The organism is Streptomyces sp. 7-21, from assembly GCF_016741785.1.
GTDB lineage: Bacteria > Actinomycetota > Actinomycetes > Streptomycetales > Streptomycetaceae > Streptomyces.
In genome coordinates this window covers 273,154-295,797 of the sequence record NZ_JAERRL010000007.1, presented here as the reverse complement: position 1 = coordinate 295,797, position 22,644 = coordinate 273,154, and the positions used below count along the sequence as shown (strand labels likewise).

The 22,644-nt window shown below is 73.5% G+C and carries 19 protein-coding genes, 1 tRNA gene and 1 pseudogene; 13 read left to right on the top strand and 8 right to left on the bottom strand.

The window, feature by feature from the left end; genetic code table 11:
* Positions 1-323: 323 nt before the first annotated feature.
* The 3 genes and pseudogenes from JK356_RS22550 to JK356_RS12135 form a co-directional block, all read left to right on the top strand.
* A pseudogene (locus tag JK356_RS22550) lies at positions 324-479 on the top strand (DapH/DapD/GlmU-related protein); the annotation flags it as partial.
* A gap of 1,846 nt (positions 480-2,325) precedes the next feature.
* A complete protein-coding gene (locus tag JK356_RS12140; RefSeq protein WP_307815538.1) occupies positions 2,326-3,186 on the top strand; it encodes a PaaX family transcriptional regulator C-terminal domain-containing protein in 861 nt (286 codons plus the stop codon).
* 91 nt (positions 3,187-3,277) lie between these two features.
* Positions 3,278-4,216 carry a PHB depolymerase family esterase gene (locus tag JK356_RS12135; RefSeq protein ID WP_201867665.1) on the top strand — a complete coding sequence of 313 codons (939 nt, stop codon included), beginning with the start codon at positions 3,278-3,280 and terminating at the stop codon, positions 4,214-4,216.
* A gap of 67 nt (positions 4,217-4,283) precedes the next feature.
* On the opposite strand, the gene JK356_RS12130 is transcribed toward JK356_RS12135, so the two are convergent.
* Entirely contained in the window at positions 4,284-4,928 is a 645-nt protein-coding gene (locus tag JK356_RS12130) for a TetR/AcrR family transcriptional regulator (protein WP_201867664.1), read from the bottom strand.
* Positions 4,929-5,011: 83 nt separating this feature from the next.
* On the opposite strand from JK356_RS12130, the gene JK356_RS12125 reads away from it, so the two are divergent.
* Entirely contained in the window at positions 5,012-7,126 is a 2,115-nt protein-coding gene (locus JK356_RS12125) for an ATP-binding domain-containing protein (RefSeq protein ID WP_201867663.1), read from the top strand.
* 410 nt (positions 7,127-7,536) lie between these two features.
* On the opposite strand, the gene JK356_RS12120 is transcribed toward JK356_RS12125, so the two are convergent.
* Both JK356_RS12120 and JK356_RS12115 read right to left on the bottom strand, forming a co-directional pair.
* On the bottom strand, positions 7,537-8,097 hold the full coding sequence (locus tag JK356_RS12120; RefSeq protein ID WP_307815537.1) for a GNAT family N-acetyltransferase: 561 nt from the start codon (positions 8,095-8,097) through the stop codon (positions 7,537-7,539).
* A gap of 177 nt (positions 8,098-8,274) precedes the next feature.
* Positions 8,275-8,359 (bottom strand) — tRNA-Leu (locus JK356_RS12115).
* A 146-nt stretch (positions 8,360-8,505) separates the two neighbouring features.
* Between JK356_RS12115 and JK356_RS12110 the strand changes: the two genes are divergently transcribed.
* The 3 genes from JK356_RS12110 (at position 8,506) to JK356_RS22355 (ending at position 11,005) form a co-directional block, all read left to right on the top strand.
* Positions 8,506-9,813, top strand: a complete 1,308-nt coding sequence (locus JK356_RS12110) for a M20/M25/M40 family metallo-hydrolase (RefSeq protein ID WP_307815536.1) — start codon at positions 8,506-8,508, stop codon at positions 9,811-9,813.
* A 128-nt stretch (positions 9,814-9,941) separates the two neighbouring features.
* Positions 9,942-10,175 (top strand): chaplin ChpH, encoded by a 234-nt coding sequence (gene chpH, locus JK356_RS12105; protein WP_201867662.1) that lies wholly within the window; start codon positions 9,942-9,944, stop codon positions 10,173-10,175.
* Between the two features lie 146 nt (positions 10,176-10,321).
* A complete protein-coding gene (locus tag JK356_RS22355) occupies positions 10,322-11,005 on the top strand; it encodes a chaplin (RefSeq protein ID WP_201867661.1) in 684 nt (227 codons plus the stop codon).
* 142 nt (positions 11,006-11,147) lie between these two features.
* Here JK356_RS22355 and JK356_RS12095 read toward each other — a convergent pair whose 3' ends face one another.
* Positions 11,148-11,336: a DUF5703 family protein gene (locus tag JK356_RS12095; protein WP_201867660.1), complete on the bottom strand. Its 189-nt coding sequence runs from the start codon at positions 11,334-11,336 to the stop codon at positions 11,148-11,150.
* Between the two features lie 47 nt (positions 11,337-11,383).
* Between JK356_RS12095 and JK356_RS12090 the strand changes: the two genes are divergently transcribed.
* A complete protein-coding gene (locus JK356_RS12090) occupies positions 11,384-12,061 on the top strand; it encodes a hypothetical protein (RefSeq protein ID WP_201867659.1) in 678 nt (225 codons plus the stop codon).
* Between the two features lie 5 nt (positions 12,062-12,066).
* On the opposite strand, the gene JK356_RS12085 is transcribed toward JK356_RS12090, so the two are convergent.
* Both JK356_RS12085 and JK356_RS12080 read right to left on the bottom strand, forming a co-directional pair.
* Positions 12,067-14,058, bottom strand: a complete 1,992-nt coding sequence (locus tag JK356_RS12085) for an ATP-binding domain-containing protein (RefSeq protein ID WP_307815535.1) — start codon at positions 14,056-14,058, stop codon at positions 12,067-12,069.
* Positions 14,055-15,038: an aldo/keto reductase gene (locus tag JK356_RS12080; protein WP_201867658.1), complete on the bottom strand. Its 984-nt coding sequence runs from the start codon at positions 15,036-15,038 to the stop codon at positions 14,055-14,057. The genes JK356_RS12085 and JK356_RS12080 overlap by 4 nt, the downstream gene beginning before the upstream one ends.
* An 81-nt stretch (positions 15,039-15,119) precedes the next feature.
* On the opposite strand from JK356_RS12080, the gene JK356_RS12075 reads away from it, so the two are divergent.
* The 5 genes from JK356_RS12075 (at position 15,120) to mshC (ending at position 19,846) form a co-directional block, all read left to right on the top strand.
* Entirely contained in the window at positions 15,120-16,169 is a 1,050-nt protein-coding gene (locus JK356_RS12075; protein WP_201867689.1) for an LLM class F420-dependent oxidoreductase, read from the top strand.
* A gap of 149 nt (positions 16,170-16,318) precedes the next feature.
* Positions 16,319-17,011, top strand: coding sequence for an MSMEG_4193 family putative phosphomutase (locus tag JK356_RS12070; protein WP_201867657.1), 693 nt, complete (start codon positions 16,319-16,321; stop codon positions 17,009-17,011).
* 118 nt (positions 17,012-17,129) lie between these two features.
* On the top strand, positions 17,130-17,723 hold the full coding sequence (locus JK356_RS12065) for a DUF3090 domain-containing protein (RefSeq protein ID WP_201867656.1): 594 nt from the start codon (positions 17,130-17,132) through the stop codon (positions 17,721-17,723).
* Positions 17,684-18,544 carry an SCO1664 family protein gene (locus tag JK356_RS12060; protein ID WP_201867655.1) on the top strand — a complete coding sequence of 287 codons (861 nt, stop codon included), beginning with the start codon at positions 17,684-17,686 and terminating at the stop codon, positions 18,542-18,544. Before JK356_RS12065 ends, JK356_RS12060 begins: the two co-directional genes overlap by 40 nt.
* Before the next feature lie 63 nt (positions 18,545-18,607).
* Complete coding sequence (gene mshC / locus JK356_RS12055) at positions 18,608-19,846, top strand: cysteine--1-D-myo-inosityl 2-amino-2-deoxy-alpha-D-glucopyranoside ligase (protein ID WP_201867654.1); 1,239 nt, start codon at positions 18,608-18,610, stop codon at positions 19,844-19,846.
* 72 nt (positions 19,847-19,918) lie between these two features.
* Here the strand turns inward: mshC and JK356_RS12050 are convergent, their stop codons facing one another.
* Both JK356_RS12050 and glpK read right to left on the bottom strand, forming a co-directional pair.
* Positions 19,919-20,908: a PAC2 family protein gene (locus JK356_RS12050; protein ID WP_201867653.1), complete on the bottom strand. Its 990-nt coding sequence runs from the start codon at positions 20,906-20,908 to the stop codon at positions 19,919-19,921.
* Positions 20,909-21,106: 198 nt separating this feature from the next.
* On the bottom strand, positions 21,107-22,636 hold the full coding sequence (gene glpK, locus JK356_RS12045) for a glycerol kinase GlpK (protein ID WP_201867652.1): 1,530 nt from the start codon (positions 22,634-22,636) through the stop codon (positions 21,107-21,109).
* Positions 22,637-22,644 lie beyond the last annotated feature (8 nt).

The window sequence follows — 22,644 nt, the reverse complement described above, 5'->3', positions numbered from 1 at the left end:
TCGACCTCCAGCGCCAGCTGGCCGAGGCCCGGCCCGGCTACGCGTTCGGCGAGCGCTGCTTCGTCTCCGGGCTGGCGGAGATACAGAACGAGGAGCTCGTGCTCGGCGACGGCAGCTACATCGCCGCCCACGCCTACCTCACCGGCATCCTGCGCGCCGGCGCGCACTGCACCATGAACCCCTACACCGTCGTCCGCGGCGACATCACCCTCGGCGACTCGGTACGCATCGGCGCCCACACCTCCCTGCTGGGCTTTAACCACACGATGTCCGACCCGGACACCGAGATCTGGCGCCAGCCGCTCACCTCCCGCGGCATCCGCATCGGCAGCGACGTGTGGATCGGCTCCCACGTCGCCGTCCTCGACGGCGTGACCGTCGGCGACCGCGCCGTCATCGGCGCCGGGGCCGTCGTCACCAAGGACGTCCCCGCCGGCGCTGTCGTCGGCGGCAACCCCGCCAGGGTGCTCCGCTGGCGCGTCCCGCAGCTCCAGCCCCCGGCGGAGACCACCACCGACTCCGACCTCGCGGGCGCCGCCGCCGCGTTCGCCGACACCGCCCGCGCCCAGGCAGAGGAGATCCTCCAGCGGTGCTTCGACCCCGGCACCGGCCTGTTCACCGACACCCCCGGCGCCGCCCCCACCGTCCGGGCCCAGTGCGACGCCATCGAGATCGCCGACCTGCTGCTGGGCGAGGCACCCCCGCAGCTCCCGGCCGGCGAACAGGCCGAGCGGCTGCGCGGCTGGCAGGACCCCGGAACCGGCATGGTCGGCCTCCTCCGCCCCGGCGGCGGCCAAGACCCCGCGGGCCCCGGCTTCTTCGACGCCCACCCCGACGCCGGCTACCACGTCCTGAGCGTCGGCTACGCGCTCGGCCTCCTCGGCAGCTCCTTCCGCGTCCCCATCCGCGCCGCCGCCCGGCTCGACGCGGCCGAGGTCACCGCCGCCCTGGAGCGTCTTCCCTGGCGGAAGGCCGCCTGGCAGGCCGGGCACTGGGTGGACATCCTCGGCACCGCCATCCACCTCAACCGCCGCCTCGGCGAACCCGGACAGCCCGGCGCCGCCGAAGCCCTCCTCGGCTGGCTGCTGACCCACGCCGACCCCCGCACCGGCATGTGGGGCTCGCCCCGCCCGGACGACGGGCTGCTCCAGCCCGTCAACGGGTTCTACCGCGCCTCCCGGGGCACCTTCGCCCAGTACGGGCTGCCCGTGCCGTATCCCGAGCGCGTGACCGACACCGTGCTGGAGCACGCCCGCGACCCGCGCTGGGTCCGTCCGGAACGGCAGAACGCCTGCAACATCCTGGACATCGCCCACCCCCTCTGGCTCACCCGCCACACCGGCTACCGTGCCGAGGAGACCACCGCCCTCGCCCGCCGCCTGCTGTCCGGCGCCCTCGGTCACTGGACCGACGGCCAGGGCTTCGGCTTCCAGGCCCCTCACCCCACCACCGCCAGCGTCCCGGCGACCCTCCCCGGGCTTCAGGGCACCGAGATGTGGCTCGCCGTGATCTGGTACCTCGCCGACCTCGCCGGAGTCTCCGGCGCCCTCGGCTACCGGCCCCGCGGCGTCCACCGGCCCGAACCGGCAACCGAGGCGGCGGAGTAGCGAAGCACGCGGCCGCCCGGAGAAGCTTTGCCGCTACGTACCACCTGGCGGTGCCATGACCGCGACGCGGCAGGCCTTCACGAGTGTGGGGCGGGGGTGTCCCTAGGGCGCGGCAGCCCTAGAGGTGCTATACGTTCACCATGCCCGGCCGACGTTTTTCAGCGGCACGCCGGGCGTTGCTGCACGACCGCCGGTCCGCTGAAAAACAACCCCGCCACCCCCGCTCCTCAGCCGCCCCCACCAGGGGCTTTACCCTGGGGTCCTCATCGCCCCTACGAGGGGTAGCAACCGGACGTCAGCCTCGACGTAGCCGATGGCGCCCTCGGGGTCCTCATCGCCCCTACGACGGGTAACAACCTGAGGCCGTCTCCCTCCTCTCCGGCCTTGGCGCCCATCCTCATCGCCCCTACGAGGGGTAATAACGTGCTGGTGTGGCGCGCTGTCAGGCCGCCGCCGGGGTCCTCATCGCCTCTCGGAGGGGGACAGAGAGTGGAGTAACCGCCGCAGGTCGCGGTCTGGCTGTGCACGGTGTGCGGACTGGCGCGCCGTGCCGGTCGACGGTGTCGTCCAGCGTGCCGCGGAGGCGCACCGGCGTGGGCCCGTCGGCGTTGCTGGCCGCCTGCCGCAGGCAGCCGTCAGCAGCAGCCGGGCCAAATGATCGATCGCCTACCGGCGCGGCGGTAGCCTTGCGCGGGCGTGCGGAACAGCAGGAGGGACCGTGGTGCGATCGGCTGGCGCGCCGGACAGCAGGGAGGACGAGACCGAGCGGGCCATCCGGCCTCAGACGCTCCTGTTCGCGCTGCTAGGCGACCAGGTGCTCGACCGCGGCGTAGCCGTCGCCACCGGCAGCGTCATCGGCGTGCTGGAGCAGCTGGGCGTCGGCGAGCACGCCACCCGCGCCACCCTGGCCCGGATGACGCGCCGCGGGCTGCTGCGCCGCCTCCGCCGGGGACGGCAGACGTTCCTGGGGCTCACGCCGCGCGCGGTCGCGGTGCTGCGCGACGGCCGGCACAAGCTCCGGGCCGACGTCGTCGAGCGGGAGTGGGACGGCTGCTGGACGCTGCTGGCGTTCACGGTGCCGGAGTCGCGGCGCGCCGCCCGGCACGCGCTGCGGACCCGGCTGGCGTGGGCGGGGTTCGCTCCTCTGCGCAGCGGCCTGTGGATCTCGCCGCGCGCGGCGGACGTCTCGGAGGCGCTGGCCGACCTGGATCTGCTCGACCAGGCCGAGGTCTTCCGGGCGGAGGCGGCCGGCTGGACCGATCCCGCGCAGCTTGTGCGTCAGGCGTGGGACCTGGGCGGGCTCGCCGCGGACTACCGGCGGTTCCTCGCCCGCTGGCCGGACGGGGGACAGGCCGGGCCTGACGCGCTGACCCTGCGCACGCGGCTCACTGCGGAGTGGCTGCTGCTGATCCGCCAGGAGCCGCGGCTGCCGCAGGCCCTGCTGCCGGCGGACTGGCCCGGGGTGCGGGCGCAGGAACGGTTTCGTAACCTGCAATCCAGGCTTACCGGCCCGGCGGGCGAGCTTGCAGCGGCGCGGCTCGTCACGGTGCCGGACGGCGTGCCCCACGCGGCGGAGTGACGGCCCCGGGCGCAACGTTCGACACATCATTGACGGTCGACACAATCGTGCCTAACGTGACGGTGGGGGCTGTCATGTTCATGGAGACAGCATGATTCGGATAAGAAACGCACTCGCCGCTGTCGCCAGCGGCCTGCTCTTCGTCCTCGCCGGCCTGGCCTTCCCAGCGCCGGCCTCCGCCGCGCAGCTCGTCGAGGTCACCGACTTCGGCGACAATCCCGGCAACCTCCAGATGCACATCTACGTACCGGACAACCTTCCCGAGAACCCCGCGACCGTGGTCGCCATGCACGGCTGCGGCGGGTCGGGTCCGAGCTTCGCCGGTTACAGCGAGTTCAACTCGCTGGCGGACCAGTACGGTTTCCTCGTCATCTATCCGACCGCCACGAAGCAGACGGTCATGGGTAACTGCTTCGACGTGTGGTCGCAGGAGTCCAAGACCCACGGCGGCGGCAGCGACCCGGCGTCGATCGTCTCGATGGTCGAGTACGCGCAGCAGCAGTACGGCGCCGACCCCGACCGGGTCTACGCCACCGGCAGCTCGTCCGGCGGCATGGAGACCCAGGCTCTCCTCGCCGTCTACCCGGACGTGTTCGCGGCCGGGGCCTCGTTCATGGGTGTGCCTTTCTCGTGCTTCGCGAACGAGGCCGACTTCCCGCCGACCACCAGCCAGTGCGTGGGCGGGTACATGGACAAATCCCCGCAGGAGTGGGGTGACGCCGTTCGGTCGGCGTACCCGGGCTACGACGGCCCGCGTCCCCGGGTGCAGCTGTGGCACGGCACGGCGGACTTCCTCGTTCCCTTCCAGCTGCAGCAGGAAGCGATCGAGCAGTGGACCGACGTGTTCGGGCTGAGCCAGACCCCGACCTCGACCGACCAGCCGCAGCCCAACTGGGAGCGCCAGCAGTTCGCCGACGCCAGCGGCACGGTGCAGGTGGAGGCCATCAGCGTCCAGGGCGCCGGCCACAGCCTGCCCGAGTACGGCATGGCTGCCGTGGCGGTGTCGTTCTTCGGCCTCGGCAACGCCTGACGCGCGGCCCGGGCGCCGGCCTTCGCGGCCAGGCCGGCGCCCGGGTTCCGCACGGTCAGGCACCCTGTCAGGCGCCGGGCTGCTCCAGCCCGGCCAGCCCTTTCTCGATGAGGTCGTACGCCGTCCGCGCCCGCTCGACCGCCTCCGGATAGACGGACTCCGCGCTGCGCCCCGCGCGGATCTGCTGCGCGTTGTGCTCGGACAGCACCCGCTGGATGCCGAAGACCTGCGAGGCCAGCAGCCATGCGGCCAGGTCGTCGGGCGCCTGCCCGGCGGCGCGCAGCTCTCCGGCGAGCAGCCGCTCCTGGTCGCGCATGTAGACCGTGAGGCGGGCCATGACCGACGGCGTCGTGTAGAGCAGCTCGTGGAAGGTGACGGCGTCCGGGGCGTCGCTGAGGCCGGTCAGCGGCTCGCGCGCGGCGAGCCGGTCCAGGAAGCTCTGCCGCAGCGCCGCCAGCGGGGACAGCCCGTCCGGACGGTCCCGCACCGCCTGGGCCGGTCCCAGCTCGTCGCTGAGGAAGCGGCGCAGCACCAGGTCTTCCTTGGTGGGGAAGTAGGCGAACACGGTCGGCTTGGACACCTCGGCGGCCGCGGCGATGTCCGCGACGGCGACCGCGTCGAAACCCGACTCGCGGAACAGGGCGAACGCGGCCCGGCTGATCGCCTCGCGCGTGCGGCGCTTCTTGCGCTCCCGTAGTCCCAGCCGGTCCATGCGGGCCAGCGTACCCGTTCTTACTTGGTCAGTAATCTGTGCCAGTATAAAACTTGACCGAGTAAGAAATGAGTCCGAGGCCCATGCACACCGACCACTCCTCCGCCGACCCCGAGATCCAGGCGGAACGCGCCTACCTCGACACCTGCCGTGCCGCGCTGCGCCGGACCCTCCACGACGTGCGCACCGCGCTCGACACCGGCGCCGGGGAGGGCGACGCGGTCCTGGACAAGGTCCTCAACCACTCGCTGCGGCAGCTGCGGAGCCGTCAGGTCACGGAGCTGACGGCCGACCTCGACGGCGCCCCGCTGTTCTTCGGCCGGCTCGACTACCCGTCCCAGCGCCGCTACGTCGGCCGGCGCGGCATCCGCGACGAGCACGGCCGGCTGCTGGTCATCGACTGGCGCGCCCCGGTGGCCAGGGCGTTCTACGAGGCCAGCCGCGACGACCCGATGCACGTCACTGCCAGACGGCGCTACGGCTTCGACGACGCCGGCGTCCTGACCGCCTTCGAGGACGGACGGCTCGACCGCCCCGCCACGGCCGGCGGCACCGGCGGCCTGCTGGCGGCCGAGATCGAGCGGCCGCGCAAGGGTCCGATGCGCGACATCGTCGCCACCATCCAGCCCGAGCAGATGCGGCTGGTGCGCGCCCCCGCCGACCGCACGCTCTGCGTCCAGGGCGCCCCCGGCACCGGCAAGACCGCCGTCGGACTGCACCGGCTCGCCTACCTGCTCTACCGGGAACGCGAGCGGCTGACCAAGCACGGCGGCGTCGCCGTGATCGGCCCCAACCGGTCGTTCCTTACCTACATCCGCAACGTTCTCCCCGCGCTCGGCGAGACCGGGGTGTCGCAGACCACCGTCGACGAACTCCTCCTCGCCAGCCACGCCGAACGGTTCCCGGCCCGCCCCGCCCTCACCCACCACGACGGGCCGGAGGCCGCCCGGGTCAAGGGCGACGCCCGTATGGCCGACGTCGCCCACCGGCACGTGTGGTCACATCTGAGGGCAGCCAGCGAACCCGTCAAGGTCACCTACCGGCACCGCACCTGGTGGCTCGATGCCGACGACGTGAATTGCGGCCTGGCGGCCGTACGGGCGAAGGGACTGGACTGCACCGCCACGCGGGAGCAGCTGCGTGAGTTCCTCGTGCGCCGGGTCCTGGAGAAGTGGGAAGCGCAGCGGGTGCCCAGGACCGGCGGCGAACCGCGCGAGCTGCGGCGCAACGCGTCGATCAGCCGCGCCCTGCGGCAGGTACTGCCGACCATCGACCCGCTGCGCGCGGTGTACGACCTCACCACCAGTCCCCGGGCGCTCGCCCGGGCCGCCGACGGCATTCTCAGCGACGCCGAACAGCGGGCGCTCCTGCGCACCCCCCGCCCCCGGAGCCCGCGCGCCAGGCGCTGGTCGAGCCTGGACCTCGCGCTCGCCGACGAGATCGCCTCGCTGCTCCAGCGTCCCGCCCGCACAACAGCCCACCTGGTGATCGACGAGGCCCAGGACCTCAGCCCGATGCATCTGCGCGCCCTGGCCCGGCGTCTGGCGGGGGAGTGTACGGTCCTCGGCGACCTGGCGCAGGCCACCAGCCCCGCCGCGGTCGGCGACTGGCACGCCGTGCTGCGCCACCTCGGCCGGCCCGGCGGCGATGTAACCGAACTCACCCGCGGCTACCGCGTGCCCGCGGAGATCCTCGACTTCGCCGCCCGGCTGCTGCCGCGGATCGCGCCGGGCCTCAACCCGCCGCTCTCCTTCCGGCACGCGCCGGGCTCCCTCACCGTCACCGAGGTGACGGCAGAACAGCTGCCGCGGGCCGTCACCGCGTGGTGCCGCGCCGCGCGCGAGGACGAGGGCTCAGCCGGAGTCATCGCCGCTGACGCCGACCTGCCGGCCCTGGCGGCGGCGCTGACGGACGCCGGGGTGCCGTACCGCTCCGCCGACAGCGAGGGAGACGAGGCGGACGGCACGGCGGCCAGGCCCCTCAGTCTCGTCCCCGCCAGCCTGGCCAAAGGGCTGGAGTTTGACACCGTACTCGTCCCCGAACCCGCGCACCTCGCGCGCGCCGAACGCGGCCTCCAGCTGCTCTACGTCGCCCTCACCCGTGCCGTCAGCCGGCTCACCGTCCTCCACAGCGCACCGCTGCCCGAGCCCCTCCGCACCGGCCCGGCCGCCGGAGCAGTGGGCTGGGGGACCAGGTAGGCGGAACATTGGCCGGGGGTTGTGGAACGTGGAGTCGGGGGAGCTGATTCGGAAAGCGGTAGCAGAACGGTCGATCCGCAGCCCCGTGCTCTCGGTGACGAAGTCCGCCATACCGCCCTTGCGCCGATGGAACCAGTCCGTGGCCTACTCGGAACGCTGTAGAGGTTCTTCCAGGCCGTCACCTTCTCGCCGCTGCCGGCACCGGCATTGCCTTCGTGCCTTGACGGGCAGATGCGGTTCTGCAGCGTGTGTTTTGAATCGGCCTCCCTGTTAGTTCGCACCTGGGCGGCAGCGCTGGGCGTAGCCCTTCCAGGCGTGGTCGCCGCCGTGACCGATCTGCACGTGCCGTCCATCCTGGGCGGCGTCGGAGGAGCACGAAGCCACGCACATGCGGCGCAGGTTACTACCCGTTAGTTCTCTGCAGCAGGGGCCGACTGGAGGGACAGCGTAGCCCGGCGGACGCCTCGCTCGCCGGGGCCGAGGTTCCGGTTACCGCCGGGCGCCACAGCCGCTTCGCTGACGTGGAACCCGAGTGCCCGCAGGAACGCGGTCCCGCTTTCCCAGCCGTCGGTGACGGTGGTGTGGACCCGCACGATGCCGCGGTGCGCCGCCTCCTCCCGCAGGGTCCGCGCCAGGGCGGTGCCGAGACCCTGGTGGCGGCAGGCGGGCGCGACGAGGAAGGCGCCCACGGTGCACTCGTTGCCGCTCGGGTGACCCAGGACGAGATCGATGAGCGCGGCCACCCCGTCGTCGGCGGTCTCGGCGACCAGCAGCCGCTTCTGGTCGGGGGCACAGCCCTCCGGCAGCGCGTAGTACAGACTCTGGACGTCGCCGGGTCCGGACGGCTGCCCGAACGCGGCCCGGAACCAGTCCGAACAGGCGCCGAAGAGATCGAGGACGGCGGGCTCGTCCTCAGGGCGCAGGTCCCTTAAGCGGACAGAACCGCCGGTGTGTTCCACGCTCACGTCCACGGCCGGTCATGCTATGCGCCGTCGGGGGAAGCCGGCCCCGTCGGGACAGAGACCCGGCCGGTTCGGCCTCCTGGTCAGTGGTCCCTGCCCCCGTCGGCTGCGGCTCGCCTGTGCCCACACAAAAACGCGTGGTGCTGGCTGAGATCCAGCCAGCACCACGCGTCTGCGTCCTGGTCGTGTCCGAGGGGGGACTTGAACCCCCACGCCCTTAAACGGGCACTAGCACCTCAAGCTAGCGCGTCTGCCATTCCGCCACCCGGACAAGATGGGGCCGCCGGTCGGAGTTCGGCCGGCGCCGGAGGCAACCTTAGCAAAGATCTTGGGGTCCCCGTCGCGCCCGTCGCCCCTTGGGAGGAGAGACCGGGAAAGGAGAGGATAGGGGCGGATTCCATCGCATCGGGAGGCAGTGTGAGCAGCACGGACGCTGCGGAGGAGGTCGTCGGCCTGTGCCGGGACCTCATCCGTATCGACACCAGCAACTACGGGGACGACTCGGGCCCCGGGGAGCGCGCCGCCGCCGAGTACGTCGCGGAGCAGCTCGCCGAGGTGGGGATCGAGCCGCGCATCATCGAGTCCCGTCCCGGCCGGGCCTCGACCGTGGCGCGGATCGAGGGCGAGGACCCCTCGCGTCCCGCGCTCCTCATCCACGGGCACACCGACGTCGTCCCGGCGAACGCGGAGGACTGGACGTACGACCCGTTCTCCGGCGAGATCGCCGACGGCTGCGTCTGGGGCCGTGGCGCGGTGGACATGAAGGATATGGACGCGATGACGCTCGCCGTCGTGCGCGACCGCATGCGTACCGGCCGCAAGCCGCCGCGCGACATCGTCCTGGCCTTCCTCGCCGACGAGGAGGCGGGCGGCGTCCACGGCGCGCGCTATCTGGTCGATCACCACCCCGGCCTCTTCGAGGGCGTGACCGAGGCGATCGGCGAGGTCGGCGGCTTCTCGTTCACCGTCAACGAGGATCTGCGGCTCTACCTGATCGAGACCGCGCAGAAGGGCATGCACTGGATGCGCCTGACGGTGGAGGGCACCGCCGGCCACGGCTCGATGACGAACGACGACAACGCCATCACCGAGCTCTGCGAGGCGGTCGCCCGGCTCGGCCGCCACCAGTTCCCGGTGCGGGTCACCAAGACCGTCCGCTCCTTCCTCGACGAGCTGTCGGACGCCCTCGGCGTCGAGCTCGACCCGGAGGACATGGACACCACGCTGGCCCGGCTGGGCGGCATCGCCAAGATCATCGGCGCCACGCTGCGCAACACCGCCGCCCCGACCCAGCTCGGCGCGGGGTACAAGGTGAACGTCATCCCCGGGCAGGCCACCGCGCACGTGGACGGCAGGTTCCTGCCGGGGCACGAGGAGGAGTTCCTGGCCGAGATCGACCGGGTGCTCGGCCCGCGCGTGCGCCGGGAGGACGTGCACGCCGACAAGGCCGTGGAGACGTCGTTCGACGGGGCGCTGGTCGAGGCCATGCAGTCCGCGCTGAAGGCGGAGGACCCGGTGGCGCGGGCCGTGCCGTACATGCTGTCGGGCGGCACGGACGCCAAGTCGTTCGACGACCTGGGCATCCGCTGCTTCGGGTTCGCGCCGCTGAAGCTGCCGCCGGAGCTGGACTTTGCCGGGATGTTTCACGGCGTGGACGAGCGGGTGCCCATCGACGGGCTCAGGTTCGGGGTGCGCGTCCTCGACCGCTTCCTCGACCAGTGTTAAACCGCTCTTGTATTCGAAGTTCCCCAGAGTGAGTGAACCACTTCGATAACTCGTGCCCTCGGTCTGTTTCTCCTCGTTACAACCGGTGCAGTCCCCGGCTGGGACCGCATTGTCAACAAGGAGGAAGAATGATCAAGAAGGTCGTCGCTGCTGCGGCTGCCACCGGTGGTCTGGTGCTTGCTGGCGCGGGTGTGGCCGTTGCGGACTCTGGCGCCCAGGGGGCTGCGGTCGGTAGCCCTGGTGTCATCTCCGGCAACGTGATTCAGGTGCCCGTCAACGTGCCGATCAACCTGTGCGGTAACACGATCAACGTCATTGGTCTGCTGAACCCCGCCTTCGGCAACACCTGCGTCAACAAGTGACACCGTGCCCCACACCATGAGGGCTTGACGTCGGCGGCCCTGGTTGCACCCCGCACTCCAGGGCCGCCGGCCTTTCCGAAGCGGGCGCGGACAGCCTCGGTCCCCCCACTCCGCGCCCATGAAGCGACAAGGCAGGGGAATCAACCATGCGACAGGTCACACGAAAGGGCCTGCTCTCCGTCGCCGCGGCCGGCGGCATGCTCGCGCTGACGAGCGGAGCCGCGCACGCCGACTCCGACGCGGACGGCGTCACCAAGCATTCACCGGGCGTGCTGTCAGGGAACAGCGTGCAGGTCCCGGTCGAGGTGGGAGTCAACGCCTGCGGCAACAGCGTCGACGTCGTCGGCGTGCTCAACCCGACCTTCGGCAACACCTGCGTCAACGGCTCGGAGGACGGCGGCCACGGCCAGGGGGGATCGGGGGCCCATGCGCAGGGAGTCGCGGAAGGCTCGCCGGGCGTCGCCTCCGGCAACGAGGTGCAGGTGCCGGTCGACGTTCCCGTGAACGCCTGCGGCAACAGCGTCGACATCGTCGGCCTCGGCAACGCCGCCTTCGGCAACGAGTGCGCCAACGGCGAGGAGCCGGCCACCCCGCCGGAGGGGCAGCCCGACGTGCCGTCCAGCGAGGACCCGGAAGAGCTGCCGCCCACGGCGGAGCAGGACCCCGCGCCCGAGCCGGTCGCCGAGGAGGGCACGCCCGACGAGGGCACCGGTGACCAGCTGGCGGAGACCGGCACGGGCCTTCCGGTCGGCGCCGTCGCGCCGCTGGGAGCCGGGCTGCTGCTCGGCGGCGTGGTGCTGTACCGGCGGGCCCACGCCCGTCACGGCTGAGGCACGCCGCACCTGACGGAACCGGCAGGAAAACCGCCAGGAAAACCGGCAGGAAAACCGGCAGAAAGGAGCGGGCCCCGCGCGCCGCGCGGGGCCCGCTTCCGCTTGCGGCACCCGGGACCCGGCTCCGGTGCCCGCCTCCTTACCAGGTGGGCCGGAGCTGGCGGATGATCCGGCGTCTCAGCCGCACGCGGCGGCTTCCGTCCGGGTACAGGCGCAACCGGGCCAGCTCCCAGTACCCGTATTCGGCGTGTTCGGTCAGCAGTCGGGTGGCAGCCGCCCGGGAAACCCCCCGCGGCACATACACATCGCGAAACTCGTATTCCGGCATCGGATCTATTGTGCGGCCAAGCCCCGGATGCCGATACCGTCTGCACCATGTCTGATGCTGTGCAGCCGGGTGCTGCCGAAGTCCGTGCCGCCGCCGAGGCCCTCAAGAAGGCGATCGACCGGCACCTCGCGGCCATCGAGCGGCGTGCTAAGGCGCCCAGCCCCGCGCCCGAGGCCGATAGCGAGGTGTTCGCGGCGTTCAACGAGATGGCCGCCGCGGGCGAGGCGTACGACGAGATGCTGTACGACGTCTATGACGAGGTCACGCCGTTCGAGGTGCCGGAGACCGAGGACACGACCCCCTACCTGGGGCCGGAGGAGCCCGAGGCGCTGAGCGTGTTCATCCGCCGCGACTACGCCGTCACCGACATGCGCCGTCTGCTGGCGCAGGCGCGGCGCGTCGCCGAGCTCGACCCGGAGGCGGCCAGCCAGGAGCCCGGGGACACGCCGGGCCAGAGCCTGCAGTCCGCGCTGGGCGTGCTCTTCGGCGAGTTCGAGCCGGACGAGATCGCCAGCCGCCACGAGGAGTTCGGTCTGGAGGAAGGCGACGCCACGCTGTGGATCACGGCCGCCGACCGGCTGGCCGAGCCGGGGGAGTGGCTGGCCGCGCCCTTCGAGGCCGTCGACCCCGAGCGGGTGGTCTGCCGGTTCGACATCAGCGAGGCGTTCGACTCGGAGGACGACACCGAGGACTTCGACGACGAGGAGCCCACCGCCGTGCCGTAGCGGGCTCAGCCGGCGGCCACCTGCGCGGCGTGCTCACGCAGCAGCCCGCGCAGCCGCGTCGTCCTGCCCGTCACGGGCTCGCCCGCGACCGCGCGGCGGAGGGCGGGGCCGGCTCCCTGGACGACGGACAGGTGCGTCGTGGCCCGGCTGAAGGCCGTGTACACCCAGGAGCGGTCCAGTGCCTGCCCGGCGTCCCCGGGCAGCACCACCACGGCCGCCGGCCAGCGGCTGCCCGCCGCCTGGTGCGCCGTGAGGGCCCAGCCGTGCCGCAGTGTGTCCGCGACGCGCTCCCGCGCCACCGCGAACCGGCCCTCCGCGTCCTGCAGCCACAGCCCGGCCTGGTCGGCGGCGGCGACCTTCGCCTGCCGCACGCGCCCGGGCACCGGAGACCACACCACCCGGTCGCCCGGGTCGAACCCGCCGTACTGGCCCGGGCCGGGGTTCAGCCTCGCCTTGAGCGCCGCGTTCAGCGCCCGGGTGCCCGCGGCACCGCCGTGCCCCGGCACGATCACGGGTGCGCCGCCCGGCTCCCCGCCGAACGTCCGGGGGATGGAGTCGGCCACCAGCTGGACCGTGCGGTGGACGGCCTGGCCGGCGTCCGCCACCGGCACGATCACCACCTCCCGGCCGGGCGACTCCACGGACGGCAGCCTGCCCGCCCTGACCCCGGCGAGCAGCGTGCCCAGCGGCCCCGGCTCCACCGCGCCGGAGTCCACGCGCGGGCACACCCCGGCGGCGAGCACGTCGTGCAGCACCCGGCCCGCGCCGGCCGCGCCCAGCAGCAGCGGATCCCCGCTCAGCACCAGGCGCGTGCCGTCCGGCAGCGACTCCACCAGCGACGCGGCGGTCTCCGCGTCCAGCAGCGGCGCGTCCAGCACCACCAGCAGGTCGGCGGCCAGCGTCCCCGAGGCGTCCCGCCCCGGGCCCTCCTCCCCGCTCAGCAGCCCGGCGACGGTCACCGCCGCGGCCTCGCCGTCCCCGCCCTCGCCTCCGGCCCCGGCCAGCAGCGCGGCCAGCCGCCGGCGGCCGTCCGGCGTGTGAGCGGCGGCGACGGCGCGCAGGCCGCGCGCCCGCGCCGCGGCGACGAGCGCCGCGGGCTCGGCCCTGGCCGCCTCGCCGCCGGTGTGCACCACCACCCCGGACCCTGCGGCGGCCCGGATCAGCGCCGCCGCCTCCGGTGAGGGGGCCGCACCGGCGGCCGCCTCCCAGGCGGCGGCGTCCTCGCCGTCCGGCACGGTCACGGTGGCGGCGAGCCGTGCCAGCCCGTCGGCCAGGCTCTCCTCTGCCAGCGCGTGGGCGTGCAGGCCCAGCAGCACGCGCTCGCCGGCCTCCTCGTCCTCGCCCGGGCCGTCCGCCCCGGCGTCCCCGTCTTCGTCGGCCGGGTCGTGGAAGGCCAGCACCGTCCCGGCGTCGACGGCCTCCCGCACCGCCTCCTCGGGGTCGGGCACGGACCACTGCGCCAGGCCCCGGGAGACGGCGGCCGGCTCCAGCACGGTGTGCCCCGACAGGGCGGCCCGCTCCAGCAGCCACCCGGTGAGCGCGCGGGTCCGCCGCACGTCCCCGGGGGAGCAGCCGGGGCCCAGCAGCGCCCGGGCGAAGCCGTCGGCCTGCTCGGGGGTCACCCCCGGGGCGGCCAGCAGCCGCCACGGATCCTCCCGCAGCTCCTGCTCGGCGCCCTCGCCCAGCGCCACCGTCAGCGGTACCGCCAGGGACGTCGGCGCCCCGCCCCGCTCCAGCAGGGCGGTCAGCCCCTCCGGCACCGTCACGGGCCCGCCGTCCGCTCCCGCGCCGCGGGCGGGGGAGCGGTCCGCGGAGAACTGACGGGAGGGCTGACGGGCAAGGGCGGGCTCTTCCCGGGGGAAGAACGAGTCGGCGCTCCGCTCGCCGCTCTCCACCGCCCGCACGGCGGCGCGCAGTTCGTCGGCGATGCCGCGCCGCCGGGACTCCCCGGCGGATCCGGGCTCCGGCGCGGCGCTGGCGGCGTGCTCCGAGGTCACAGCGAACTCCAGTCGTGATCGGGGTAGCGGTGCACCGGAGCGGAGACGTCGTCCAGCGCCCGCCTGATCTCATCGGGAAGGCTAAGCCCCTCCACTGACAGTGCCTCGCTGAGCTGCTGCGCCGTGCGCGCCCCCAGCAGCGGGGCCACCACGCCCGGCCGGTCCCGTACCCAGGCCAGCGCGACCTGGAGCGGCGTGACCGCGAGGCCGTCGGCCGCTATCGCCACGGCCTCCACGATCCGCGCCGCCGTCTCGTCCAGGTACGGCGCGACGAACGGCGCGAGTCCTTCCGAGGCGCCCCGCGAGCCCGGCGGCGTCCCGTCCCGGTACTTCCCCGTCAGCACCCCGCGCCCCAGCGGGGAGGACGGCAGCAGCCCCACGCCCAGGTCGATCGCGGCGGGCAGCACCTCCCGTTCCACGCCCCGCTGGAGCAGCGAGTACTCCATCTGCGTGCTGGCCAGGGCCGTCCGCGTGCCCAGCCCCGCCTGCTGCCAGGTGGCCGCCTTGGCCAGCTGCCAGCCGCAGAAGTTGGACACCCCCGCGTACCGTGCCCGGCCGCTGCTGACGGCGATGTCGAGCGCCTGGAGCGTCTCCTCCAGGGGCGTCAGCGGGTCGTAGGCGTGGATCTGCCACAGGTCGACGTAGTCGGTCCCCAGCCGCCGCAGCGAGGCGTCCAGCGCCGGCAGCAGGTGGCCGCGTGAGGTGTCGAAGCGGCGCTCGGGATCGGGGACGCTGCCCGCCTTGGTGGCGATCAGCAGCTCCTCGCGCGGCACCAGCGAGCCGACCAGCCGTCCCAGGATCACCTCCGCGCCGCCGTCTGCGTACACATCGGCGGTGTCGACGAGCGTGCCGCCGGCCTCCCAGAACGTCTTCAGCAGCTGAGCCGCGTCGCCCTCGTCGGTGCCGCGGCCCCAGGTGAGCGTGCCGAGTCCGAGCCGGGAGACGCGCAGGCCGGTCCGGCCCAGGTGCCTGAGATCCATGGCCGTTGAGGGTACTTGCGGCGGCCGGTACAGTCCGTGGGACGGTCTCGTTACCAGCGAGTAAGGAGTGGGTCAGTGGGTATGCGGCTGGGCATCAATCTCGGCTACTGGGGTGCCGGGATGGACGAGGACAACCTCGCGGTCGCGCGCGAGGCCGAACGGCTCGGATACGACGTCTGCTGGGCCGCCGAGGCCTACGGCTCGGACGCGCCGACCGTCGTGGCCTGGGTCGCCGCCCACACCGAGCGGATCGACGTGGGCACGGGCATCATGCAGATCCCCGCCCGTGCCCCGGCCATGACCGCGATGACCGCGGCCACGCTCGACACCCTCTCCGGCGGCCGGTTCCGCCTCGGGCTCGGCGTCTCCGGCCCGCAGGTCTCCGAGGGCTGGTACGGCGTCAGCTTCGCGCGCCCCCTGGGCCGCACCCGCGAGTACGTCGAGATCGTGCGGCGCGTGATGGCCCGCGAGCGCCTCACCCACGAGGGCCGGCACTTCACGCTGCCGCTGCCCGGCGCCCCCGGCAAGCCGCTGCGGCTGACCATCCACCCGCCGCGGCCGCGCGTGCCGCTGTACATCGCCGCCCTGGGGCCGAAGAACCTGGAGCTGACGGGCGAGATCGCCGACGGCGCGCTGCTGGTCTTCTTCGCTCCCGAGCACGCCGAGGAGACCGTCCTCGCCCCGCTGCGCGCCGGGCGCGCCAAGGCCGGGGCCGGGCTCGACGGCTTCGACATCGTGCCGACCGTGCCGCTGGCCGTCGGCGAGGACGTGCGGGCGCTCGCCGACCACTTCCGCCCCTACACGGCCCTGTACGTCGGCGGCATGGGCAGCCGCGAGCACAACTTCTACAACCGCCTGGCGCAGCGCATGGGGTACGGCCGCGAGGCCGCCGAGATCCAGGAGCGGTACCTGGCCGGCGACCGGGAGGGCGCGGCGGCCGCCGTCCCGCACGACCTCATCGACTCCACCACGCTGGTGGGCCCCGTGGCCCGCGTCGCCGACCGCATGCGCGCCTACGCCGACGCCGGCGTCACCACGCTGACCCTGGCGCCCGCCGGCCTGACCCGCGAGGAGCGGCTCGCCAACCTCAGGGCCGGGGCCGAGGCCCTGGAGCGGGCGGGCCTCGGCTGATACGGCGGCCGCCGCTGACCGCGCGGCGGACCGGCCGCGGGCGCGGCCGCCCCGCCGCGGCCGCCCCCTGATGCGAACACGCGCCCGGGCGTGCGATATGGCGCCGCACGGGCCTCCGCCGCGCCCCGTGGCGTCTTAGGCTTGGCGCCATGCCCACCATGCTGCTGCTCCGCCATGGCCGCACGACCGCCAACTCCTCCGGCGTGCTGGCCGGACGTACCCCGGGCGTCAGCCTGGACGAGCGGGGGGCCGCGCAAGCGGCGGCGCTGCCCGCCAGGCTGGCCGGCATCCCGCTCGCCGTCGCGGTGCACAGCCCGTTGCAGCGCTGCCTGGAGACCCTCGGCCCGCTGCGCGCCGCCCGCCCCGACATGCCGGTGCACGAGGACGAGCGCCTCCTGGAGTGCGACTACGGCGAGTGGACCAACCGCACGCTGGAGGACCTGGCCAAGGAGCCGCTGATGGCCACCGTGCGCCACCAGCCCGCCGCCGTCGTCTTCCCCGGCGGCGAGTCGCTGCGCGCGGTCCAGGCCCGGGTCGTGGACGCGGCGCGCGACTGGGACGCCCGGGTCGCCCGCGACTACGGGGACGACGCGGTCTGGCTGATGTGCACGCACGGCGACAACATCAAGGCGATCGTGGCGGACGCCCTCGGGCTGCACCTCGACCTGTTCCAGCGGCTCGTGCCCCACCCGGCGTCGGTGACCGCCATCCGCTACGGCGAGCCGCCGCTGCTGCTGCGCTTCGGCGACACCGGCGACCTGGCGGAGTTCACGCCAGACGGGCGCGGCGACGCGCGTGAGACCGCCCGGGACACCGAGGCGCCCGTGGGCGGTGGTGCCTGAGCACTCCGGCGGCGCCGCGCAGTAGGGTGCCAGTGACCCGCGACAACCCCGTGACCTCGATCCGTCCCCATCCCGCTGTTTCAGACTGTCCCTCACACTCACTCACACGGAGCCGTACGTGTCCCGTCAGGTGTTCCTCTACGACCCTCCCGAACGCTTCGTCGCCGGGACGGTCGGACTGCCTGGCCGGCGTACCTTCTTCCTCCAGGCGTCGGCAGCAGGCAGGACGACCAGCGTCGCGCTGGAGAAGGCCCAGGTAGAGGCGCTGGCCGAGCGGATCGACGAGCTGCTCGACGAGGTTGTGCGGCGCTCGGGAGGCAAGACCTCCGTGCCCGCCGTCGCCCCGGCCGAGCTGACCGACACCGCGCCGCTGGCCACGCCGGTCGAGGAGGAGTTCCGGGTCGGCACCATGGCGCTGGCCTGGGACAGTGAGAACGAGCGCATGATCGTCGAGGCCCAGGCGCTGGTCGAGCTCGACGCAGACTCCGAGGAGGAGTTCGCCGAGGCCGAGGAGCGTCTGCTGCGCGACGACGAGAACGGCCCGCCCATGCTGCGCGTGCGGATCAGCGGCACCATGGCCCGCGCCTTCGCCAAGCGGGCGATGGACGTCGTCAACGCCGGGCGCCCGCCCTGCCCGCTGTGCAGCCTGCCGCTCGACCCGGAGGGACATGTATGCCCGCGCCAGAACGGATACCGCCGCAGCAGGGCGTGACGGCCGCCGAGGTCCTCACCCGCGGCGAACTCACCGTCCACGGCCGGGTCGCCGACGCCTCGAACACCGTTCTGTACGCCACCGCCGAACTCGCCGGCCGCCGCCTGCCGTGCGTCTACAAGCCGGTCGCGGGAGAGCGGCCGCTGTGGGACTTCCCCGACGGCACCCTCGCCCGGCGCGAGGTCGCCGCCTACGAGGTCTGCCGCGCCCTCGGCTGGGACCTGGTGCCGCCCACCGTGCTGCGCGACGGGCCCCACGGCGAGGGCATGTGCCAGCAGTGGGTCGGCCCCGCACCGGACGCCGGGGACAGCGGGCAGGACTCTGGGCAGGATCCCCAGACCCTGCTGGCCCTCATCGAGGGCGAGGTGCCCGGCCCCGGCTGGCGCCCCGTGGTGCGCGCCGAGGTCGGCGGCGGCAGGACGGCGCTGCTGGTGCACGCCGACGACGAGCGGCTGCGCCGTGTCGCCGCCCTGGACGCCGTCATCAACAACGCCGACCGCAAGGGCGGCCACCTGCTGCCGCTGCCCGACGGCCGCCTGTACGGCATCGATCACGGCGTGACGTTCCACACGGAGGACAAGCTGCGCACGCTGCTGTGGGGCTGGGCGGGCGAGCCGCTGCCGCCGTCCGTCACCGCGGCGCTGCGCGGCCTGGCCGAGCGGCTGGACGACGCGGACGGCCCGCTGGCGCGGCGGCTGGCCGAGCTGCTGAGCGAGGAGGAGCGCGCCGCGCTGCGCGAGCGCACCGCGGCCCTGCTGCGCACCGGCACCTACCCGCGCCCCAGCGGGCAGTGGCCCGCCATCCCCTGGCCGCTGGTGTGAGCCGGCACCCGCGGCGGCGGCCAGGGGGGACACTTCCGCGCACCGGCCAAGTAGGCTCGGAGCATGCACGCCTGGCCCGCTCCTACAGTCCCCGACCTGCCCGGATCGGGCCGTGAGCTGACGGTCCACGACACCGCCACCGGCGGGCGCGTGACGCTCAGCCCCGGCCCCGTGGCCCGCCTGTACGTCTGCGGGATCACGCCCTACGACGCCACCCACCTCGGCCACGCCTTCACCTACACGGCCTTCGACCTCCTCCAGCGTGCCTGGCGCGACGCCGGGCACGAGGTGGAGTACGTGCAGAACGTCACGGACGTCGACGACCCGCTGCTGGAGCGCGCCGAGGTCACGGGCGAGGACTGGCGGGAACTCGCCCGCCGCGAGACCGATCTGTTCCGCGAGGACATGACCGCGCTGCGGATGCTGCCGCCGCGCCACTACCTGGGCGCCGTCGAGTCCATACCGCTGGTCGTGCCGCTGGTGGAGCGGCTGCGTGCCCGCGGCGCCGCCTACGACCTCGACGGGGACGTCTACTTCTCCGTCGAGTCCGACTCGCACTTCGGCTCCGTGGCCGGGCTCGGCGGCGAGGAAATGCGGAAGCTGTCCGCCGAGCGCGGCGGCGACCCGACCCGCCCCGGGAAGAAGAACCCGCTGGACCCGGTGCTGTGGCGGGCGGAGCGGCCCGGGGAGCCTGCCTGGGACGGCGGCTCGCTCGGCCGCGGCCGCCCGGGCTGGCACATCGAGTGCGTCGCGATCGCGCTGGAGCACCTCGGCACGGGTTTCGACGTGCAGGGCGGCGGCTCCGACCTGGCGTTCCCCCACCACGAGATGGGCGCCTCGCACGCCCAGGCGCTGACGGGGGAGTACCCCTTCGCGAAGACGTACCTGCACGCCGGGATGGTCGGCTACGAGGGCGAGAAGATGTCGAAGTCCCGGGGGAACCTGGTCTTCGTCTCCCGGCTGCGCGCCGCGGGCACCGACCCGGCGGCCCTCAGGCTCGCGCTGCTCGCCCACCACTACCGCACCGACTGGGAGTGGACGGCCGAGGAGCTGCGGACGGCCGAGCGGCGGCTGGCGCGGTGGCGCGCGGCCGTCTCCCGGCCGGAGGGCCCGCAGGCTGACGGCCTGGTCACCGAGATCCGCGAGGCGCTCGCGGCGGACCTCGACGCGCCCGCCGCGCTGGCCGCCGTGGACCGGTGGGCCGAGGCACAGGAGAGCGGGGGCGGCGGTGTCCGGAGTGACAGCGGCGCGCCCGGGGTCGTCACCCGGGCCGTGGATGCCCTGCTCGGCGTTGCCCTGTGACCCGGTGAGACGACCCGGTGAGACCCGGGTGGCGACGGCCGCCCCGCGCGTCCGGGGCGGCCGGGCGGGCCGTCAGTCGTCGCCGTCCGCGGAGCCGCCCGGCTCCTGGGGGCCCTGCCCGCCCTCGCTCTCGGGCGGCCGGCGCCGCCTGGTGCGGCCGCTGCCCGGGTCGCGCAGGTAGGAGCCGCCCTCGCCGGTGGCCGGGCCGCTGCCGTCGCGGCGCCGCAGGTAGCGCTCGAACTCCCTGGCGATGGCCTCGCCCGATGCCTCGGGCAGCTCCGTGGTGTCCCGCACCTGCTCCAGCGACTGCACGTACTCCGCGACCTCGCTGTCCTCGGCCGCGAGCTGGTCCACACCGATCTGCCAGGCGCGCGCGTCCTCGGGCAGGTCGCCGAGCGGGATGCTGACGCCGAGCAGGTCCTCCAGCGTGTTGAGCAGGGCCAGCGACGCCTTGGGGTTCGGCGGCTGCGAGACGTAGTGCGGTACCGAGGCCCACAGACTCACGGCGGGGACACCGGCGTGCGCGCATGCCTCCTGCAGGATGCCGACGATGCCGGTCGGTCCCTCGTAGCGCGACTCCTCCAGGTTCAGCGTCCGCGCCAGCGCCTCGTCCGAGGTGACGCTCGTCACCGGGACCGGGCGGGTGTGCGGCGTGTCGCCCAGCAGCGCGCCGAGCACGACCACCATCTCCACCCCGAGTTCGTGCGCGAAGCCGAGGATCTCGTTGCAGAAGGAGCGCCAGCGCATACTCGGCTCGATGCCGCGCACCAGCACCAGGTCCCGCCGTCCTCCCGGTCGGCCGTCGGCGCCGACCCGGGCCACCGACAGCCGGGTCGTCGGCCAGGTGACGCGGCGTACGCCGCCGTCCAGCCACATGTGCGGCCGGTTGACCTGGAAGTCGTAGTAGTCCTCGGCGTCCAGGGCGGCGAACACCTCGCCCTTCCACTCCCGCTCCAGATGAGCGACAGCGGCGGACGCGGCGTCACCCGCGTCGTTCCAGCCTTCGAACGCGGCCACCATGACCGGGTCGATCAGCTCGGGAACCCCCTCGAGCTCGATCACCCAGCGCCTCCTTCCGGCCGGCCCGGGCGAATACGCCCGGAACGGCTGCCGTCTGTCATACGTGCGGGCCCAAGCCTACGGCGTGACCGTGCCCAGCCCGCAGCCCTCGTACGCATCACGGCCGCGCGGTCCCTCCGGCGGGACGCACGCAGCGGCCCCGCCCCCCGGTACGGGAGGGCGGGGCCGCCTGGCTGCCGGTCAGTTCTCGTCCTCCAGCCAGCCCATGGTGCGCTGTACGGCCTTCAGCCAGAACTTGTACTCGCGCTCCCGGTCGGCCGGGTCCATGCGGGGGGTCCACTCCGCATCCTTGCGCCAGTTGGCGCGCAGTTCGTGGGTGTCCGACCAGAACCCGGTGGCCAGACCGGCCGCGTAGGCGGCGCCCAGGCACGTGGTCTCGGCGACCTCGGGACGCACCACGGGGGCGTCGAGGAAGTCGGCGATGTTCTGCATCAGCAGGTTGTTGGCGGTCATGCCGCCGTCCACCTTCAGCGAGGTCAGCTCGACGCCGGAGTCCTTCCTCATGGCGTCGGTGATCTCGCGGGTCTGCCAGGCTGTCGCCTCCAGCACGGCGCGGGCGAGATGGGCCTTGGTGACGTAACGGGTCAGGCCCGCGATGACGCCGCGGGCGTCGTCGCGCCAGTACGGCGCGAACAGACCGGAGAACGCGGGCACGAAGTAGGCGCCGCCGTTGTCCTCCACGCTCAGGGCCAGGTCTTCGATCTCGGCGGCCGTGCTGATGAGCCCCATCTGGTCGCGCATCCACTGGACCAGGGCGCCGGTGATGGCGATGGAGCCTTCCAGCGCGTAGACCGGGTCCTGGTCGCCGATGCGGTAGCCGACGGTGGTGATAAGGCCGGCGTAGGAGTTGATGGCCTGGGTGCCGGTGTTCATCAGCAGGAACGTGCCCGTGCCATAGGTCGACTTGGCCTCGCCCTTGTCGTAGCAGGTCTGGCCGAACAGGGCCGCCTGCTGGTCGCCGAGCGCGGAGGCGACGGGCACGCCGTCGAGCGGGCCGCCCTTGGCGTAGCCGTAGACCTCGGCCGAGGAGCGGATCTCGGGCAGCAGGGAGGCGGGCACACCGATGGACTGGAGGATGCGCTCCTCCCACTGGAGGGTGCGCAGGTTCATCAGCAGGGTCCGCGAGGCGTTGGTGACGTCCGTGACGTGCACGCCGCCGTCGACGCCGCCGGTGAGGTTCCAGATGACCCAGGAGTCCATCGTGCCGAACAGCAGCTCGCCGCGCTCGGCGCGCTCCCTGAGCCCGTCGACGTTGTCGAGCAGCCAGCGGATTTTGGGGCCGGCGAAGTAGGAGGCCAGCGGCAGGCCGGTCTCGCGGCGGAAGCGGTCCTGCCCGACGTTGCGGCCCAGCTCGCGGCAGAGGGCGTCGGTGCGGGTGTCCTGCCAGACGATGGCGTTGTGGACCGGCTCGCCGGTCGTCTTGTCCCACAGCAGCGTCGTCTCGCGCTGGTTGGTGATGCCGATGGCCTTGACCTGCTCCCGGCCGATGCGGGCCTTGGCGATGGCCCCGGCGACCACCTCCTGCACGTTGGTCCAGATCTCGATGGCGTCGTGCTCCACCCAGCCGGGCCGCGGGAAGATCTGCTGGTGCTCCTTCTGTTCGACCGAGACGATCCGCCCCTGCCGGTCGAAGACAATGCAGCGGCTTGAGGTGGTGCCCTGGTCGATCGCCGCGATGTACTCGGCCGAGGCGGTGGGTGTGTCAGTCATGGTGCGAC